This window comes from Streptomyces sp. NPDC001157 (genome assembly GCF_053598255.1).
In genome coordinates this window covers 20,286-37,272 of the sequence record NZ_JBSFJW010000002.1, presented here as the reverse complement: position 1 = coordinate 37,272, position 16,987 = coordinate 20,286, and the positions used below count along the sequence as shown (strand labels likewise).

Sequence of the window (16,987 nt, the reverse complement as noted above, 5' to 3'; positions counted from 1 at the left end):
CATTCCCGTCGACGAGCGGTCGACGCAAGGGGATTGACCCGCGGACGCCTCCGCTGGTTCAGTGGCTGAGCCACTCATCCACCACCCTTCCGTACGAGGAGGCATCCGTGGAGGCACTGCCCCGCGAGACGATCGTGGACGTACTCGAGGCCCGGCTGCGCGAGGACATCCTGGCCGGACGCCATCCGGCGGGCAGCTATCTGCCTCCGGAACGCCAACTGGCCGACGGATACGGCGTCACCCGCACCACCCTCAAACACGCCTTCGGTCGCCTCGTCCAGGCAGGCCTGCTGGAGACCCGGCACGGGGTCGGCACCAAGGTCCGCGACTATGCCCGGCTCGGCGGCGCGGACCTCCTGCCGATGCTCGTGCGGCACGACGCGAGATGGGTCCGCGAGATCTTCGAAGTACGGCGGTCCGTGGGCGCGTTGATCGCCGAGCGGGCAGCGGTCCGGGCCACCCGGGCGCACCACGCGGAACTGCGCCGCCTCTTGGCGGCCGTACGGGACGCGGACGGTGCGGACGCCGTGCAGCTGGCCGACGTCGAGGTGCACCGCGCCCTCGCTCGCGCGACAGGCAACCGGGTCTACGTCCTGCTGACCAACACCCTCTTCAATGCCTACCTCCCCGTTCGCGCCGCCCTGCGCGGACCGTTCACCGACGCGGAAACCGCCCACCGGCGCCTCGCCCCGGTGGTGGAGGCGGTGACGTCCGGCGACAGCAGCCGGGCCCACACGGCCGCCGACGCCTATCTGCGCGACACCGAACGCATCATGCTGGAGGGACTGGCGTGAGGGGCACCTCGTTCACGGAGGCCATGCTCGGCACCGTCCGGCTCGACGGCCGGGACCCGGTTCGCCGCATCCGCCTGGACCTGCGGGCCGAGGCCGACGAGGTCCTGCGCCCGCACCGCACCACCCGGGCCCGGCTCAGCGGCCGTATCCGCATCAGCGGACTGGCAGACGACCCGGACGCCACAGGCGAGTTGGAGATATCGCCGCTGGCCCGCCGCCGCATCCGCTACCGGCTGACGTTCACCGCCGACGGCCGCGCGTTCACCCTGGACGGCTGGAAGTCCGTAACCCCCCGTCATCCTGTGCAGTCGATGACCGTACTGCCCTTCACGCTGTACGAGGGCAGTGCGCGAGTGGGCCTGGGTACCCTCCGCTTCCCCATCACCACCGGCCTGGCACCCTTCCTCCTGAGCTTCCGCTTTCCCCGGCAGGAGGAGCCCGCCCAGTACCTCGCACCGCGCTGGGACGGCAGCCCCGGCCGCACCGAGGTCTGGTACACCACCCTGACCGACCCCATCACCGGCACCGGGATCTGGCTCCACCACGAACTGGTCGCGCCCGCCGACGGATCCGCACCGTACGCCCACGGCTGGGCCGCCGCCTTCCCGCCCGACGCACAGGTCAGCCACGTCCGCTTCGGGCCCGCCCCCTGGAACAGCCCCGAGCACGGATTCACAGCCGGCGGCGTCTCCGCCACCCCGGGCCGACTGACCGGAAATGTCGACGATTTCCACTGGGATCTTGCCGAACAGCCCCTGGCCGAGCCCCTGTTCACCTTTCCCCGCTGGTCCTGGCGGCACCCCCTGCTCCCCGCCGCCCATATGCTTCCGGCGGCCCGGGCCACCTACGACGGAACCTTCAGCGACGGAAAACAGACGCTGACCCTGCACGGCGCCGTCGGCGCCTCCGCCCGCATCCACGGCCACGGCAACGCCCACCGCTGGGCCTGGCTCCACGCGGAACTGGGCCGGGGAGACACACTCGAGGTGATCGCCGCGGTGTCGACGCGGCCCGTACTGCGGCGGCTGCCCCCGCTCGTCTTCCTGCGTCTGCGGCACCGCGACCGCACCTGGCCACGCCGGGCGGAGCGCTCCGCGGTGGGCCTGTTCGGCATCGGACGGTTCCGCGCCCGCATCGGACTGCCCGAGTGGACGGTGACCGGCCGCACGCTGCTGCGCCGCATCCGCGTCGAGGTCACCCAGCCGGCCGAGCGCACCCTCGCCCTGGACTACCGCGACCCGGACGGCGCCCCGGCGGTGTGCCGCAACAGCGAGAGCGCCGACGCGAAGATCATGCTGGAGCGCTGGTGGGGCCACTGGCGCACCGAGGCCGCGTGGACGCTGCAGGGCACCGCACACGCCGAGGTGGGGGACCGATGAGCGGGCCGGGGCTGGTCGCCGCCCTGCTCGCCGACACCGGCGAGGAGGAGTGGCTCGCGCGGGTGCCCGGCAGGCTCGGCACGTTCCTGTCCGCACTGCCCGGTCCCGTACGGGCCGCAGCGGGTGCCGCCGCCACCGCCGTCGACGCGTACGCCGTCCTGCACAGCGGGCGCCGCCTGGCCGCCCTCGCCCCTGACGAGCGCGAGACGGTGCTCGCCTCCCTTGCCGCACGCCCCGGACTCGTACCGGCGCTGGATCTCCTCAAGGTCCCCGTGCTGCTTGCCGCAGCCACCGAGCGAACGCCCGCCCCGCGAGCGCCGGTTGTCGCCCCCGAGGACCCTCCCCTGAACTGCACACCGGCCACCGAGTGGCCCGCGCGTGCCACCGCGGACGCCGTCGTCGTGGGGTCGGGCGCCGGAGGAGCCGTCGCCGCTCGTACCCTCGCGCGGGCGGGACTCGCCGTCGTGGTGCTGGAGGAGGGCCAACACCACACCACGGCCTCGTTCGGCCGCCGCGCCCCGCTGGACCGCTTCACCGACCTGTACCGGGACGCCGGGGCGACCGTGGCGCTGGGCGATCCGCCGCTCCTGCTGCCGGTCGGACGGGCCGTCGGCGGCACCACCGTCGTCAACTCCGGCACCTGCTACCGCACTCCTGACCATGTCCTCGACCGCTGGAGCAGCCGCCACGGCTTCCACCTCGCCGACGGCCTTCCGGCACGGCTGGACGAGATAGAACGCACCCTGCGCGTGGCCACCCAGCCCCTCGACGTCCTCGGCGCCAACGGGCTGCTAGCCCTGGCCGGCGCCGAACGACTCGGCTGGCGGGCCGGCCCGCTGCGCCGCAACGCACCGGGCTGCAGGGGCTCCTGCCAGTGCGTGGTGGGCTGTCCCACCGGCGCCAAGCAGAGCGTGCAGCTGTCCGTCCTGCCCGACGCATGCGTCCACGGAGCGCACATCGTCACCGGCGCACGCGTCCTGCGGATCCTGCTCGACCACGACCACCCGGGTCCGCCACGGGCCGCCGGCGTCCGGGCCCGCCGGGCCGACGGCAGCGAACTGGAGATCCTCAGCCCCCTCGTCGTCACGGCCGCGGGCGCCCTGCAGACCCCGCCGCTGCTGCGCCGCAGCGGCCTGGGCGGCCACCCCCGCCTGGGCCGCAACCTCAGCGTGCACCCGGCCACCAGCGTCGCCGGCCGCTTCACGCAACCGGTCACCTCCTGGGAAGGCGTCCTACAGAGCACCGGTGTCGAGGAGTTGCACGACCGCGGGATCCTGATCGAAGCGACCGCGAGCCCGCCCGGCATGAGCAGCTTCGTCCTCCCCGGCCTCGGGCGTTCGCTGCGCCGTGAACTGGAGGGGGCCGACCGGCTGGCGGTCCTCGGCGCCATGATCGCCGACCGGCCCGCGGGCCGGGTTCTCGGCCGGGACCGCACCCTCGTCCGCTACCGCCTGGACCCCCGCGACGGGGCTCGGCTGATGACGGCCGTACGAGCCATGGGCCGCATCCTCTTCGCCGCAGGTGCCCTGGAGGTGCTCACCGGCATCCCACGGGCGCCGCGCGCCCGCAGCCTCCCGGAACTCGACGCGCTGCTCACCGGGGTCACCCCGCGCGAGCTGCACCTGTCGGCCTTCCACCCGGCCGGCACGGTCGCGGCGGGCAGCGACCCCGAGTTGTCACCGGCCGATGCCGAGGGTCGGCTGCGAGGCGTCGACGGCGTTCTCGTCACCGATGCCTCCGTCCTGCCGGGCTGCCCGGAGGTGAACCCGCAACTGAGCATCATGGCGGCCGCCCTGGCCGTCACCGAGACCTATCTCGAACGCGAACCCAGCAGCCGGAGCAGCACCTCGGCATGACTCTGCTCGGGTTCCTTGGACGCGGTCAGTAGCGTCACGGGCCCCTTGGCCGCCAACTCCCGGACGCGGCCGAGGAGTTCGGCCGCCTCCGGGGCGTCCAGCTCCGCCTCGTAACGCTCGGCGAACTCCTCGTACGACCCCTCACCGGCGTGGTACCAGCGGCGCAGTTCCGTCGACGGGGTGAGGGCCTTGGGCCACTCGTCCACCTGCGCGGCGTCCTTGGACAGGCCGCGCGGCCACAGCCGGTCGACCAGGACGCGCACACCGTCGTCCGGCTCGGGCGGTTCGTAGACTCGACGCACGCGAACGCTCACGATCGGGCCTTTCTGGGTGGCGGGTGACGTCGAGCGTAGTGCTCAGGCGTCGGATGACGTCGTATCACTTGACCCGATTGAGGAGGAAAGCGGGCCGGGCTGCCCATAACCTGGGTTCGTATGATCATCGGCCACCCCCCAGGAGTGCATGTGAGGCCCAGCCGACGCCCCGTCAGACCCACCACCGTCCTCCGCCGTGAGGCCCTGACCGCGACCGTCCCCGTCGCCCTCGCGGCACTGCTCGCAGCCGCCGGACCCGCGACCGCCGGCACGGGCGGCGCATCCGGTGTCGGCGACCCGTACTTCCCGCTCGCCGGCAACGGCGGCTACCACGTCCACCACTACGACCTGACCCTCCGTTACGACCCGCCGAGCCGTCACCTCGACGGATCTGCCGTCCTCATCGCCCGCGCCACCCAGGACCTGACCCGGTTCGACCTCGACTTCAAGGGGCTGAAGGTCACCGGCCTGACCGTCGACCACGACCGTGCGCAGTACCGCCGCGACGGCCAGGAACTCGTCGTCACTCCGCGCCGCCCCCTGCTCAAGGGCGAGGTGTTCCGCGTCAGCGTCACCTACAGCGGTGTTCCCAAGCAGGTCACCGACCCGGACGGCTCGGCCGACGGCTGGATAACGACCGACGACGGCGCCTTCGTCGCGGGGGAGCCGCAGGGCGCCATGACCTGGTTCCCGGCGAACAACCACCCCAAGGACAAGTCCTCGTACGACATCACCGTCACCGTCCCCGAGAACCGCACCGCCGTCTCGAACGGCGCGCTGGTCCGGCAGCGGACCGCGCACGGGCACACCACCTTCCACTGGCGCCAGATCGAACCCATGGCCGCCTACCTCGCCACCGCGACGATCGGGAAGTTCAAGGTCGAGCAGTACACCACCCGCGACGGCATCCGCGTCTACAACGCCGTCGACCCGCGCGAGGCGTCCGAGGCGGCACCCGTCCTGAAGAAGCTGCCGTCCGTCCTGGAGTGGGAGAGCAAGCTCTTCGGCCCCTACCCGTTCCGCAACGCCGGGTCGATCGTGGACCACGCGCCGGACGTCGGATACGCGCTGGAGACCCAGTCGCGGCCCCTGTACGACTCGGCGCCGGATCTGAGCACCCTCGTCCACGAGAACGCTCACCAGTGGTTCGGCGACTCCGTGTCGCTCACCTCCTGGAAGGACATCTGGCTCAACGAGGGCTTCGCGACCTACGCCGAGTGGCTCTACAGCGAGCAGCACGGCGGCGACAGCGCCCAGGAGACCTTCGACGACCTCTACGGCCGCCCGGCGAGCGACCGCCTCTGGGCGTTCCCGCCCGGCGACCCCGGCAGCGGCAAGAACATCTTCGGCACGCCCGTCTACGCCCGTGGCGCGATGGCCCTGCACGAACTGCGCACCGCCGTCGGCGACCGCACGTTCTTCGGCATCCTGCGGGCCTGGGCGGCCGAACACCACGACGGGAACGGGACGACCGCGCAGTTCGTCCGCCTCGCGGAACGCAAGTCGGGCAAGGACCTCAACCACCTCTTCACCACGTGGCTGTACAGTGCCGGGAAGCCGAACCAAGCCTAGAACCTGACGAGTTCCTCACATGTGTCGGTCACAGTCGACCCGTGATCATGAATAGACCCCGTGTCGCCCTGCTCGCCGCGTCCCTGTTGCTCACGGGATGCGGCGGCGGGGCAGTGGCGTCGCCGGGCCACCCGTCCGGCGCCGCCACGGCCACGACGAGCACACCGAACGTCTCCGCCCTCGCCCCGCCCGCGCCGGAGATGTCCGTACAGGCCGCCCCGCTGCACCTGCCCGGCCTGGGACCGAGGACACTGGCTGCGATCCCCACCGACGCCCGCCAGGCAGTGGTCGTCACCGGACGCGGCCGGAACTCCCCGCAGTCCACGGTCGTGCTGTACGAGCGCACCGCGGCCGGCTGGCGGGCCGGCGCGAGCTGGCCCGCACACAACGCGCTCAAGGGCTGGTCCGACCACCACACGGGCGGTGACCTGCGTTCACCCATCGGCGTGTACGGCCTCACCGACGCAGGCGGACTGCTCGGCGATCCCGGCACCCGACTCCCGTACCACCGCTCCGGCGCCTTCACCTCACCCGGCACAGGCTTCGAAGGCGAGCCGCTCGCAGGCTCCTTCGACTATGTCATCGCCATCAACTACAACCGCCGGCCCGGCACTTCGCCCCTGGACTGGACCCGTCCCCTCGGCGCGGGACGCGGCGGCGGCATCTGGTTCCACGTCGACCACGGCGGTCCCACCCACGGCTGCGTCAGCGTCTCGGAGCAGCACATGAAGGAACTGCTGCGCGCGCTCGACCCCGGCCTCCACCCCGTCGTCGTCATGGGCGACGCGAAGTCCCTCGCCCGCTGAAGCGCTTAGGATCCGCCGCGTGTGCGCACATGTGCTGGTCGCCGAGGACGACGAGATGCAGGCCGAACTCATACGCCGCTCGCTGCTGGCGGAGGGTCACTCGGCCACGGTGGTCCATGACGGCGCGGCCGCCCTGGAAGCCGCCCGCCGGCTCAGACCCGACCTCGTGGTCCTCGACCTGATGCTGCCCGTGGTCGACGGCTTCGGCGTGTGCCGGGTGCTGCGCGGGGGCGAGGAGGACATACCGGTGCTCATGCTGACCGCACGGTCCGAGGAGGACGACGTCCTGCTGGGTCTGGAACTGGGCGCCGACGACTACATGACCAAGCCGTACAGCCCCCGCGAGCTGATGGCCCGTATCCGTACCGTGCTGCGGCGCAGCGGCCGGACGGCCGGCGTACGGGAGGATCCCGTCGTCCGCACGGCCGGGCTCGCCGTCGATCCGGAACGGCACGAGGTGCGCTGCGACGGCGAACCGGTGGAGTGCACACCGGCCGAGTTCCAGATCCTGCTCGCCATGGCGGCGGAGCCCGAACGGGTCTTCACCCGGCGGCAGTTGCTGCAGTGCACCCGCGGTTTCGACCGGGCCTCCACCGAGCGGGCCGTCGACGTCCACATCATGAACCTGCGCAGGAAGATCGAGGCCGACCCGCGCCGGCCGGTGCGGCTGCTGACCGTGTTCGGGGTCGGCTACAAGCTCAGCGGCGGACGTCCGTGAAGCGCCGCATCCCGCTGCGCAAGCGGATGCTGGTGCGACTGCTGATCGCGTCCGTGCTGATAGCGGTGTGCTCCGTGGCGGCGACGGCCTGGCTGGCGGTGGAGACCACCACCCGGGCCCTCCGTGAGGAACAGGGCCAGGACCTCGCCGACGACATGCGGATCCTCGCGGAACTCAGCGGCTACGCGGCAACCCACCCCGACTGGAAGGGCGTCGAGGCCACCGTCCGGTCCCTGGCCGCGACCATGGGCCGGCGCATCGCCCTGACCACCGCCGACCGCACCCTCATCGCCGACTCGGCGCGCAAGGGGACCTCCCTGCCCCTCGGTGCCGCCGCCACCGTGGACCCCCTGCACACCGACACCTACACCGAGACCGGCGCCCAACTGAGCGGGATCGATCCCCGTGCCGTGGGCCCCTACCGCCTCACGGCGAAAGAGCGCGCCCGACTGGACGCTCTGGCCGAGAAACAGCAGACGTGCTACCACCGGTTCGGCGTCGAGACCAAGGTCGAGCACAGCCCGAGCGGCCGCCCCGCGATCGTCGGCTCCGACGGCACCGCGGCCCCCGACTACCTGGCCCAGGACTGCGGCTACGGACTGTTCAGCGACCCCACAGGCACCGAGAAGAAGGCACTCGACGACCTGACCGAGGGTGCACGCGCCTGTCTGCATCAGCACGGCCTGAACCTCGGCAGCCCGCTCTACCTGATGCTCAATCCCACCGGCAAGGCCCCTGTGAGCCGGTACGCCATCGCCAAGTTCGCCAAGGCGGACAACGCGAAGGTGATGAAGACGGCACAGGCCTGCAGCGACGAGGCGCTGCGTACCCAACTCGACCCGTATGTCGCCCCCGTGGCCGAGCTGTACCTCGGCGGCGACGACACCACCCCGCCCCGCTTCGACATGTCCCCGGCCAACAAGGCCAAGATCGTCGGTGCCGCCGGTCTCGTCCTCGCCGTCACCCTCGCCGTCACGGCCGTCGTCGCCACCCGGCTCGTACGGCCCCTGCGGGCGCTGACCGAGGCGGCGCAGCAGCCGCCGGACATGCATGTACGGGTTCCGGTGACCACGCGCGACGAGACCGGCATCCTCGCCGAGGCGTTCAACGACCTCACCGAGCGGCGCGCCCGCCTGGAGGCCCAGCGCAAGGCCATGGTCAGCGACATCGCGCACGAACTGCGCAGCCCGCTGACCAACATCCGCGGCTGGCTGGAGGTCACCCGGGACGGCGTCGTCGACCCGGACCCCGCGCTGCTCGGCTCCCTGCACGAGGAGGCGCTGGTACTGCAGCGCATCATCGACGACCTCCAGGACCTCGCGGCCGCCGACGCGGGCACCCTGCGCCTGCACCGCGAACCCGTCCGGGCCGACGAACTGCTGGACCAGGTGGCCGCCGCCCACCGCGTCGCCGCCGACGCCGCCGGCGTCACCGTACGCACCGAGGACGACGGCACCGCTTGGCTCGACGCGGATCCGGTGCGCATGCGGCAGGCGCTGGGCAACCTGGTCTCCAACGCACTGCGGCACACACCCGCCGACGGCACCGTCACCCTGGCCGCCCGCCGGGACGGCGACGAGGTCGTCTTCACCGTGACCGACACCGGCACGGGCATCGCGCCCGAGGATCTGCCGCATGTCTTCGACCGGTTCTGGCGGGGCGAGAAGTCCCGCAGCCGTCGCACCGGCGGCAGCGGTCTCGGCCTGCCGATCGTCCGTCACCTGGTCGCCGCTCACGGCGGAACTGCGGTCGCCGAGTGCGAACCGGGCGCCGGTGCCGTCTTCACCTTGCGACTGCCGGGCACCCCGGCCCCGCAGAGCTGATGCCGGACCGGCGCTAACGGTTGCGTGCGGCCGCGCGCCGGCGCCGCCTGCGCTGCATGGCGTGCCGCTCCGTCTCGCCGGTGCCGCCCCACACGCCCAGGATCTCCCCGTGGCCCAGCGCCCATTCAAGGCACTGCTCCCGGACCGGGCAGCGGGCGCACACCGCCTTCGCCTTCTCCGTCTGCATCAACGCGGGGCCTGAGGTGCCGATCGGGAAGAACAGCTCGGGGTCCTCGTAACGGCACGCGGCCTGGTCTCGCCAGTCGTCCATGAAATGTCACCTGCGATCGAAGTCGTACGTGCCCTCGCGAATGGCTTACTCGGTTTCGAGTCACCTGTCGATGCGCGAGTGAAACGACGGAAATCACACAGATGCTCTGCTCATTGCTCGCGCATGCCCCATGGGGAGCCGTAGGCGGTCAGCAGATCCAGGAACGGGCGGGCCGGGAACGCCTCCGGGCCGAGGACGCCTGCACCGGTCCAGGCGCCGGTGGCGAGGAGTTCGAGCGCGACGACCGGATTGACAGCGGTCTGCCACACCACCGCCTGGCTGCCGTACTCCGCCATGGACCACTGGTTGTCGACCACGTGGTACAGGTACACCTCGCGCGGCGCACCGTCCTTGACGCCGCGCACCCAGGTGCCCGCACAGGTCTTGCCGTGCATCCGTTCGCCCAGCGTCGCCGGGTCGGGCAGGCACGCGGCGACGACGTCCCGGGGCGAGACGGCGACCGGTCCGGCGGCGCTGGGCACCGTGACCGGCTCGGTGCGGTCCAGGCCCAGCAGATGCAGCGTCTTCAGCGTCTCGATGAACTCCCGGCCCAGGCCGTACTTGAAGGTGACCCGGCGCGCGTCCACCCACCGCGGCACGAGCAGCACCTCCTCGTGCTCCACGTTCACGCACTCGACGGGACCGATGCCCTCCGGGAAGTCGAAGACCTCCGGCTCGCTGAACGGCTCGGTGGTGAACCAGCCGCGCCCGGCCTCGTAGACCACCGGCGGGTTGAGGCACTCCTCGATGGTGGTCCAGATGCTGAAGGACGGCGCGAAGTCGTAGCCGTCGACGGTGAGGTTCGCGCCGTCGCGGACGCCGATCTCCTCGATCTCGTCGAAGAGTTCGTCGGCGGCGTGGCGGGCGAAGACGTCCGACAGACCGGGCTCCACGCCCATGCCGACCAGAGCCAGCGCGCCCGCCTTCGCCCACTCCTCGGCCTGCGCGAACTGGTCGTCGCCGAGCTTGACCCCGCACTGCGCGTACGGCCGCTCGGCGTGCGGGTGCGACAGCGACATCGCCATGTCCAGGTAGGTGGCGCCGGCGGCGCGTGCCGCGCGGAACAGCGGCATCACGAAGCGCGGGTCGGTGGCGTTGAGGAGCACGTCGCAGCCGTGCCGACGCAGCAGTTCCGCCACTGCCGCCTCGTCGCTGGCGTCGACACGGGCGGCGGAGAAGCGGCCGTCGTCGAGGGCCGCGACCGCCGCGTCGGCCCGCGCCGGGTCGTGGTCGGCCACCACCATCGCCTCGAAGAACGAACGCCGGGAGGCGATCCGGGTGATGGCGGTGCCGACACCGCCGGCGCCCACGAGCAGTACACGCATGACAGATCTCCCTGTCCGGAGGGTTGATGACGAGGGGCCCCGGCGGAGATACAACGCGGCCGGTTCACGTAAGGTCAATGGCGTTGGCATAAGGGCGCGGGAGGTTGTCATGCCCAAACCGGTGGTGCCCGAGGAGAAACGCCGCAGGCGCCGGCCCACGAAGAGCGGCACGGTCCTGTCGGAGCGGCTGATCGTCGAGACCGCGCTGCGGATGCTGCGCGAACACGGCAGCGCGGGCCTCACCGCCCGCCGCCTGGGCCTCGCCCTGGACGCCGACCCGAGCACCCTCTACCGCTACTTCCGCGGCATGGACGAGCTCACCCTCGCCATCGGCGACGCGCTCATCGGCCAGGCCCTCGACGGCTGGCGCCCGACGGGGGAGTGGCGGGCGGACCTGCGCTCGGTCGGCCTGCGCATCCACGCCGCCTATGTCGCCCACCCGCAGGCCGCGGTGCTGACCACGAGCCGGGTGACCGGTCGGGCGAACGAACTGGCCGCCGACGAGGCCGTGCTGGACGTCCTGCGCACCGCCGGATTCCCGCTCCCGGACACGGTGCGCATCTACCACGCCTTCATCGACCAGACCTTGGCCTTCGCCGCCCTCGACGCCGCCGCCCTCGCCCTGCCCAGCGCCGCCCTGCGCGCCGACGAGGACATGTGGCGCTCGACGTACGCCCGGCTGCCCCGCACCACCCACCCGCGCATCGCCGAGGCGGCACCCCTGCTGGCGGCCCGCATGGTCGACAGCGCGTATCCCACGGCGCTGGAGATGCTGCTGGACAGCGTCGCGGCGCAGCTGGCGGCACTGGGCCGCTGACGGGATCCGCTCACTCGATTGCTTGATGCAAGTCACGTCTCTATAGTCGGTTGAGTCGATTGCATCAAGCAATCCACCGTCCGGTGCCGGAGGCGGAACATGGAGCGTCGCTGGAAGGTCCTCGTCGTCACCTCGGCCGTGGTCTTCATGGCCCTGCTGGACGTCACCATCGTCAACATCGCGTTTACCGACCTCGGACGGTCGTTCCCGCACGACTCCCTGGCAGAGCTGTCGTGGGTGCTGAACGGATACAGCGTGGTGTTCGCCGCCGCTCTCGTACCGGCAGGGCGCCTGGCCGACCGGTACGGACGCCGGCGGCTCTTCCTCGCCGGGCTGCTGCTGTTCCTGGCCGCGTCCGTGGCGAGCGGCCTGGCTGCGTCGGTGCCGGTCCTCGTCGCGGCACGCGTCGTGCAGGCGCTGGGCGCCGCGGTCGTGCTGCCGACCTCGCTGAGTCTGACCCTGCCGGAGTTCCCGCCCGAGCGGCGCGGCACCGCGATCGCCCTGTCGACGGCCGCGGGCGCGGTCGCCGCGGGTGTCGGGCCCTCGCTCGGCGGTCTGCTGGTGGACTGGCAGGGCTGGCGTGCGGTGTTCTTCGTCAACCTCTTCATCGGCCTTCCCGCGCTCGTGGCGGCCGCGCGGCTGCTGCACGAGAGCCGCGACGAGCGGGCGAAGGGCGTTCCCGACGCGCTCGGCGCGCTGCTGCTGGTCGGCGCGGTGGGCGGCCTCGCCCTGGGCATCGTCAAGGGCGAGGACTGGGGCTGGAGTTCGGGCGGAGTGCTCGCCGCGTTCGGGACCGCCGCCGTACTGCTGTCGCTGTTCGTCCTGCGGTCCGTCGCGCACGCCACACCGGTGGCCGACCTCGGCCTGTTCCGCCTGCGCTCCTTCACCGTGGCCACCATGGGCACGTTCGTCTTCGGCGCCGGGTTCTTCGCCTCGCTGCTGTGCAACGTGCTGTTCCTGACCACCGTGTGGCACTGGCCGGTCCTGCGCGCCGGAGCCGCTGTCACACCGGGGCCCGTGATGGCCGCCCTCATGGCCCCGTTGGCGGGCCGGCTCACGGATCGGTACAGACCGCGTGTCGCCGCCGTGCCGGGCACGCTCCTCTTCGGCACCGGCCCGCTCCTCCTGGCCCTGACCGCCACGGCGCAGCCGCACTACTGGCCGGTCCTGTTCCCGGCGGCGACCATCACCGGCGTCGGCGTCGGCCTGTCCCTGCCCGCGCTCGGCGGCGCCGCCGTCCTGGAACTGCCGCCGCCGAGCCTGACCACGGGCATCGGCATGACGTCCGCCCTGCGCCAACTGGGCGCCGTCGTGGGCGTCGCGGCCCTGGTCGCCCTCCTCGGCACGCCCGGACCCCAGGCCCTCGGCGGCTTCCGTCACGCCTGGCTCATGATCACCGGCACCGGCTGGCTCGCCGCCGTCGTCTCGCTCGCCCTGGGCCGCGTCCGGGCACCGCGACCGGAACCCGAGAGGGCCGCCCGGCCGCGTCCCGCGCCCCTGAACGAAGCGTCATGACGTCACTGAAGGAGACACCATGAAGGAGACCGACGCCCTGCGCCGTGCCGTGCGCTGGCCCGGCATCCCCGACCGGGTGACCGCCGTGCTCGCCCAGCAGATGCTCGCGACCCGCCAATTCCGCGAAGGCCACGACTACTTCACCGCCCTCAGCGCCGAGCGCCCCGAATCGGCCCTCGCCGAAAGCCTGGCGGGAGTCTTCCAGGCCCGTCTCGACGGACCGGACGAGAAGGCGATCGCCCGGCTCGACGCGGCCGCGGAACGCGGTCTCGGGCTGCCGCAGTACTTCCGGGGCACCGCCCTCGCGGGCTTCCCGGACTGTGCGGGACGGGCCGACACGGCGATCGCCGACCTGGAGTTCGTGCTCGCGGTACGGGACCAGTTCCCGGCCGGCTTCCTGCACTCCGTGCACGCCGCCCTGGCCCGTGCCTACGCCTGCCAGGGTCGCACGGAGGAGGCGCAGGCCGCGCGCGACCGCCTCGGGCACGCCCCCGGCCTGTCACTCGTCACGGACTACCTGGTCAGCGCCGAGGACGGCCTGCGCATGACCGCGCCACGGCTGGTGGAAATGGCCCCGGGCGTGCACGTCGCCCAGGGCTACGACTTCGCCGACTTCGCGTTCGTCAGCACGGACGACGCCATCGTGGCGATCGATGCGGCGAGCCACCCCCGGCACGTGGAGGCGGCCCTGCGCGATCTGCGGGCCGTCACCCGGGCGCCGATCACCCATGTGATCCTCACCCACGCCCACTTCGACCACATCGGCGGCCTGGATGCACTCGCCGGCCCCGGAACCCAGGTCGTCGCCCAGGCCGCCTTCCCCGACGAACTCACGCTGCAGGCCGTGAGCCCGCCGCCCTTCCCGGCCCTGCTGCCGGACGGCCAGGACCGCCACCCGCACGTCGTCCCCGACCGGCTCGTGGCGCAGCCCGAGAACCTGACCGTCGGCGGGCGGAGGTTCACACTGATCCCCATCGCCGGAGGCGAGACCCGCGACGGCCTTCTCATCCAACTGCCGGACGAGGGCGTGGTGTTCACCGGGGACATGTGCATGCCCTACCTCGGTGCGCCGTTCTTCGCCGAGGGCTCGGCCGAGGGGTTGTTCGACGCGCTGCGGACGGTCCAGGACCTGAGCCCCCGGCTGCTGATCCACGGCCACCCGCCGCTGACCGAGAACTTCACCGTCGAGGCGTTCCCCGGCCTGCTCGCCGCCCTGCGCAACCTGCACGCCGTCGTCGCGGAGGACATCGTCGCGGGCCGCTCGCTGACCGACGTGCTGGACCGCGACCACCTTCCCGAGCTCCTGCGCGGGCATCCGGCCGCGATCCTCCCGTACCTGGTCATGCGCGACGGCTTCATCCAGCGCGTCCACGACCAGCGGACCGGTTACTGGAAGGCTGACGGGGACGGCGTCGACCCCATCGGCCCGGCGCAGTGGGCCGCGGCGCTGGACCTGCTGGCAGGCGGCCGGGCGGAGGCGTTCGCCGCGGCGGGGGAGGAACTGCTGACGCGCGGGGAACCGGCCGCGGCACTCAGGATCGTCGACAGCGCCCTGCTCAGCCACCCGGACGACGCGTCGCTCGCCGAACTGCGCGGACGGATCCTGCACGCCCTCGTGGAGCGGCACCAGCTCTTCAGCCCGTTCAGGTTCGCCTACTATGCGGGGCTCGCGGGGCTGACCGTGTCACCCGCTGGCTGAGCACCGGGCCCGGGCTCCATGTCGCAGTCGTACGGCCCCAGTGGCTTCCCGCAGACGGAGCAGGTGAGCCCTGACTGCAGTCGGCCGCCGCAGCCGCGGTGCAGGACCACCAGCGGCGGCCCTTCCGGGGCCCGGTGCCGGTCCCCCCACAGCAGCAAGGACATGATCACCGGCCACAGGTCCAGGCCCGCGGGCGTCACCACGTACTCGTACCGCTCCGGCCTGGTCTGATAGAGCCGCCGCTCCAGAATCCCGGCCTCGCAGAGCTTGCCCAGCCGGTCGGACAGCACGTTGTGCGCGATGCCGAGACTGCCGCGGAAGTCCTCGAACCTCCGCGTGCCGCGCAGCGCGTCACGCACGATCAGCAACGTCCAGCGCTCACCCACCACTTCGAGCGACCGCGCGATCGAGCAGACCTGACCTTCGTACGTACGAGGAAGCACGGCCCCATCGTACGTCGATTGCATCACGCAAGTCAGTGGCGGCGGGCGGCAGCGCCCCGCAGTGCCCCGGCGGCCGCCTCCGTCACCGCCTCGGCCACCGCCGCGAGCGCCGGGGAGTCCAGCTTCCACTGCTGCCAGTACAGCGGGACGTCAAGGGACTGATCCGCGATGCGGATCAGGCGCCCGGCCCGCAGCAGCGGTTCGGCGTGCACTTCGGGCACCAGACCCCACCCCAGGCCCACCGCGACGGACTCCGCGAACCCCTCCGAGGTGGGCACGAAATGCCGTACCGGACTGGCACCGCCCCGGCCGTGCCGCAGCCGGCGTACGAAGGCGTCCTGCAGGTCGTCGCTGCGGTCGAAGGCCACCGTCGGCGCCACCGCGAGCGCCTCCCGCAGCGGTCCGCCGCAGTGCTCCCGCGCGAAGTCCGGACTGGCCACCGGCACGTAACGCATCCGTCCCAGCGCGCGCACGCTGCAGCCCGCGACGGGCTCGGCGGACGACGTCACCGCCGCCATCACCAGCCCCTCCCGCAGCAGCGAAGCCGTACGCGTCTCGTCCTCGCGGCGCAGCTCGAAACAGAGCCGGGGCTCGTGCCGCACCCGCGTCAGCGCCGGGAGGAACCAGGTGGCCAGCGAGTCGGCGTTGACCGCGATGGAGACCCGGGTCGGCTCCCCGGCCCCGCTCATACCGAGCTCCGCGCGCGCATCGCGCTCCAGCCGTGCCAACTGGCGGGCGAACCGCACCACGACCTCGCCCGACTCGGTCGGCCTCACCGGTTTGGTGCGCATCAGCAGCACCCGGCCGGTGCGCTGCTCCAGCGCCTTCACCCGCTGGCTGATGGCAGAAGGCGTCACATGCATCGCCGCGGCCGCCGCGTCGAACGTGCCCTCGTCCACGACGGCCAGCAGCGTCCGTACCTGGTCGAGGGGCAGCTCCGTCAGCTCCGTCTTCACATCTACTAATGATACGTAAGAATCTTTAGCTGTACGATCAGTGATCGTCTCCGTAGCGTCGATGCCATGACCAACGCTCTGACCGCCGCGGCCGCAGGCTTCGGCACCGGCCTCTCGCTCATCGTCGCCATCGGCGCCCAGAACGCCTTCGTCCTGCGCCAGGGGATCCGCCGCGACGCGGTCCTCGCCGTCGTCGGCATCTGCGCCCTGTCCGACGCCGCCCTCATCGCGCTCGGCGTCGGCGGCGTGGGCGCCGTGGTGGTCGCGTACCCGGAGGCGCTCACGGCGGTCGGCTGGATCGGCGGCGCCTTCCTGCTCTGCTACGGTGCCCTCGCCGCCCGCCGGGTACTGAGGCCGGGCGGCGCCCTGCGGACCGAGGGGGAGACGACGGTCTCGCGCAGGCGGGCCGTGCTGACCTGTCTGGCGCTGACATGGCTCAACCCGCACGTCTACCTCGACACCGTGTTCCTGCTCGGCTCGATCGCCGCCCACCGCGGCCCACTGCGCTGGACGTTCGGCCTCGGCGCCGCTCTCGCCAGCCTGTGCTGGTTCGCCGCGCTCGGTTTCGGCGGACGGGCGCTGGGCCGCTTCCTGGCGAAACCGGCCGCCTGGCGGGTCCTGGACGGACTGGTCGCCGCGACGATGATCACGCTCGGCGGCCTGCTCGTTGCCAGAGCCTGAAGTCCACAGGCTGAGATG

At 72.2% G+C, this 16,987-nt stretch carries 16 protein-coding genes; 11 read left to right on the top strand and 5 right to left on the bottom strand.

From position 1 onward, the window contains the following. Positions 1-107: 107 nt before the first annotated feature. From ACWDAG_RS03870 to ACWDAG_RS03860, 3 genes are read left to right on the top strand one after another with little or no spacing between them, the layout of a single operon-like run. Positions 108-794, top strand: coding sequence for a FadR/GntR family transcriptional regulator (locus tag ACWDAG_RS03870; protein WP_450693984.1), 687 nt, complete (start codon positions 108-110; stop codon positions 792-794). After that, entirely contained in the window at positions 791-2,173 is a 1,383-nt protein-coding gene (locus tag ACWDAG_RS03865) for a hypothetical protein (RefSeq protein ID WP_450693983.1), read from the top strand. Before ACWDAG_RS03870 ends, ACWDAG_RS03865 begins: the two co-directional genes overlap by 4 nt. Next, a complete protein-coding gene (locus ACWDAG_RS03860; protein WP_450693982.1) occupies positions 2,170-4,029 on the top strand; it encodes a GMC family oxidoreductase N-terminal domain-containing protein in 1,860 nt (619 codons plus the stop codon). Before ACWDAG_RS03865 ends, ACWDAG_RS03860 begins: the two co-directional genes overlap by 4 nt. On the opposite strand, the gene ACWDAG_RS03855 is transcribed toward ACWDAG_RS03860, so the two are convergent. Beyond that, on the bottom strand, positions 3,984-4,343 hold the full coding sequence (locus tag ACWDAG_RS03855) for a DUF488 domain-containing protein (protein WP_450693981.1): 360 nt from the start codon (positions 4,341-4,343) through the stop codon (positions 3,984-3,986). The genes ACWDAG_RS03860 and ACWDAG_RS03855 overlap by 46 nt on opposite strands. Positions 4,344-4,463: 120 nt before the next feature. Between ACWDAG_RS03855 and ACWDAG_RS03850 the strand changes: the two genes are divergently transcribed. From ACWDAG_RS03850 to ACWDAG_RS03835, 4 genes are read left to right on the top strand one after another with little or no spacing between them, the layout of a single operon-like run. Continuing rightward, on the top strand, positions 4,464-5,915 hold the full coding sequence (locus ACWDAG_RS03850; protein WP_450693980.1) for a M1 family metallopeptidase: 1,452 nt from the start codon (positions 4,464-4,466) through the stop codon (positions 5,913-5,915). A gap of 47 nt (positions 5,916-5,962) precedes the next feature. Next, positions 5,963-6,721, top strand: a complete 759-nt coding sequence (locus tag ACWDAG_RS03845) for a L,D-transpeptidase family protein (protein ID WP_450693979.1) — start codon at positions 5,963-5,965, stop codon at positions 6,719-6,721. 19 nt (positions 6,722-6,740) lie between these two features. Further along, complete coding sequence (locus ACWDAG_RS03840) at positions 6,741-7,439, top strand: response regulator transcription factor (RefSeq protein WP_450693978.1); 699 nt, start codon at positions 6,741-6,743, stop codon at positions 7,437-7,439. Continuing rightward, positions 7,436-9,262 (top strand): sensor histidine kinase, encoded by a 1,827-nt coding sequence (locus ACWDAG_RS03835; RefSeq protein ID WP_450693977.1) that lies wholly within the window; start codon positions 7,436-7,438, stop codon positions 9,260-9,262. Before ACWDAG_RS03840 ends, ACWDAG_RS03835 begins: the two co-directional genes overlap by 4 nt. Before the next feature lie 13 nt (positions 9,263-9,275). Here the strand turns inward: ACWDAG_RS03835 and ACWDAG_RS03830 are convergent, their stop codons facing one another. Both ACWDAG_RS03830 and ACWDAG_RS03825 read right to left on the bottom strand, forming a co-directional pair. Then, positions 9,276-9,533, bottom strand: coding sequence for a WhiB family transcriptional regulator (locus tag ACWDAG_RS03830; protein WP_450693976.1), 258 nt, complete (start codon positions 9,531-9,533; stop codon positions 9,276-9,278). A gap of 110 nt (positions 9,534-9,643) precedes the next feature. Beyond that, complete coding sequence (locus tag ACWDAG_RS03825) at positions 9,644-10,858, bottom strand: saccharopine dehydrogenase family protein (protein ID WP_450693975.1); 1,215 nt, start codon at positions 10,856-10,858, stop codon at positions 9,644-9,646. 109 nt (positions 10,859-10,967) lie between these two features. Here ACWDAG_RS03825 and ACWDAG_RS03820 point away from each other — a divergent pair, with 109 nt between their 5' ends. From ACWDAG_RS03820 to ACWDAG_RS03810, 3 genes are all read left to right on the top strand, one after another. After that, complete coding sequence (locus ACWDAG_RS03820; protein ID WP_450693974.1) at positions 10,968-11,675, top strand: TetR/AcrR family transcriptional regulator; 708 nt, start codon at positions 10,968-10,970, stop codon at positions 11,673-11,675. Between the two features lie 99 nt (positions 11,676-11,774). Beyond that, a complete protein-coding gene (locus ACWDAG_RS03815; protein WP_450693973.1) occupies positions 11,775-13,190 on the top strand; it encodes a DHA2 family efflux MFS transporter permease subunit in 1,416 nt (471 codons plus the stop codon). A 19-nt stretch (positions 13,191-13,209) separates the two neighbouring features. Further along, entirely contained in the window at positions 13,210-14,889 is a 1,680-nt protein-coding gene (locus tag ACWDAG_RS03810; protein ID WP_450693972.1) for an MBL fold metallo-hydrolase, read from the top strand. On the opposite strand, the gene ACWDAG_RS03805 is transcribed toward ACWDAG_RS03810, so the two are convergent. Further along, positions 14,847-15,332, bottom strand: a complete 486-nt coding sequence (locus tag ACWDAG_RS03805; RefSeq protein WP_450693971.1) for a winged helix-turn-helix transcriptional regulator — start codon at positions 15,330-15,332, stop codon at positions 14,847-14,849. The genes ACWDAG_RS03810 and ACWDAG_RS03805 overlap by 43 nt on opposite strands. 32 nt (positions 15,333-15,364) lie before the next feature. Next, positions 15,365-16,288 carry a LysR family transcriptional regulator ArgP gene (locus ACWDAG_RS03800; RefSeq protein WP_450693970.1) on the bottom strand — a complete coding sequence of 308 codons (924 nt, stop codon included), beginning with the start codon at positions 16,286-16,288 and terminating at the stop codon, positions 15,365-15,367. Between the two features lie 66 nt (positions 16,289-16,354). Between ACWDAG_RS03800 and ACWDAG_RS03795 the strand changes: the two genes are divergently transcribed. Continuing rightward, positions 16,355-16,969, top strand: coding sequence for a LysE/ArgO family amino acid transporter (locus ACWDAG_RS03795; protein WP_450693969.1), 615 nt, complete (start codon positions 16,355-16,357; stop codon positions 16,967-16,969). Positions 16,970-16,987: the final 18 nt, after the last annotated feature.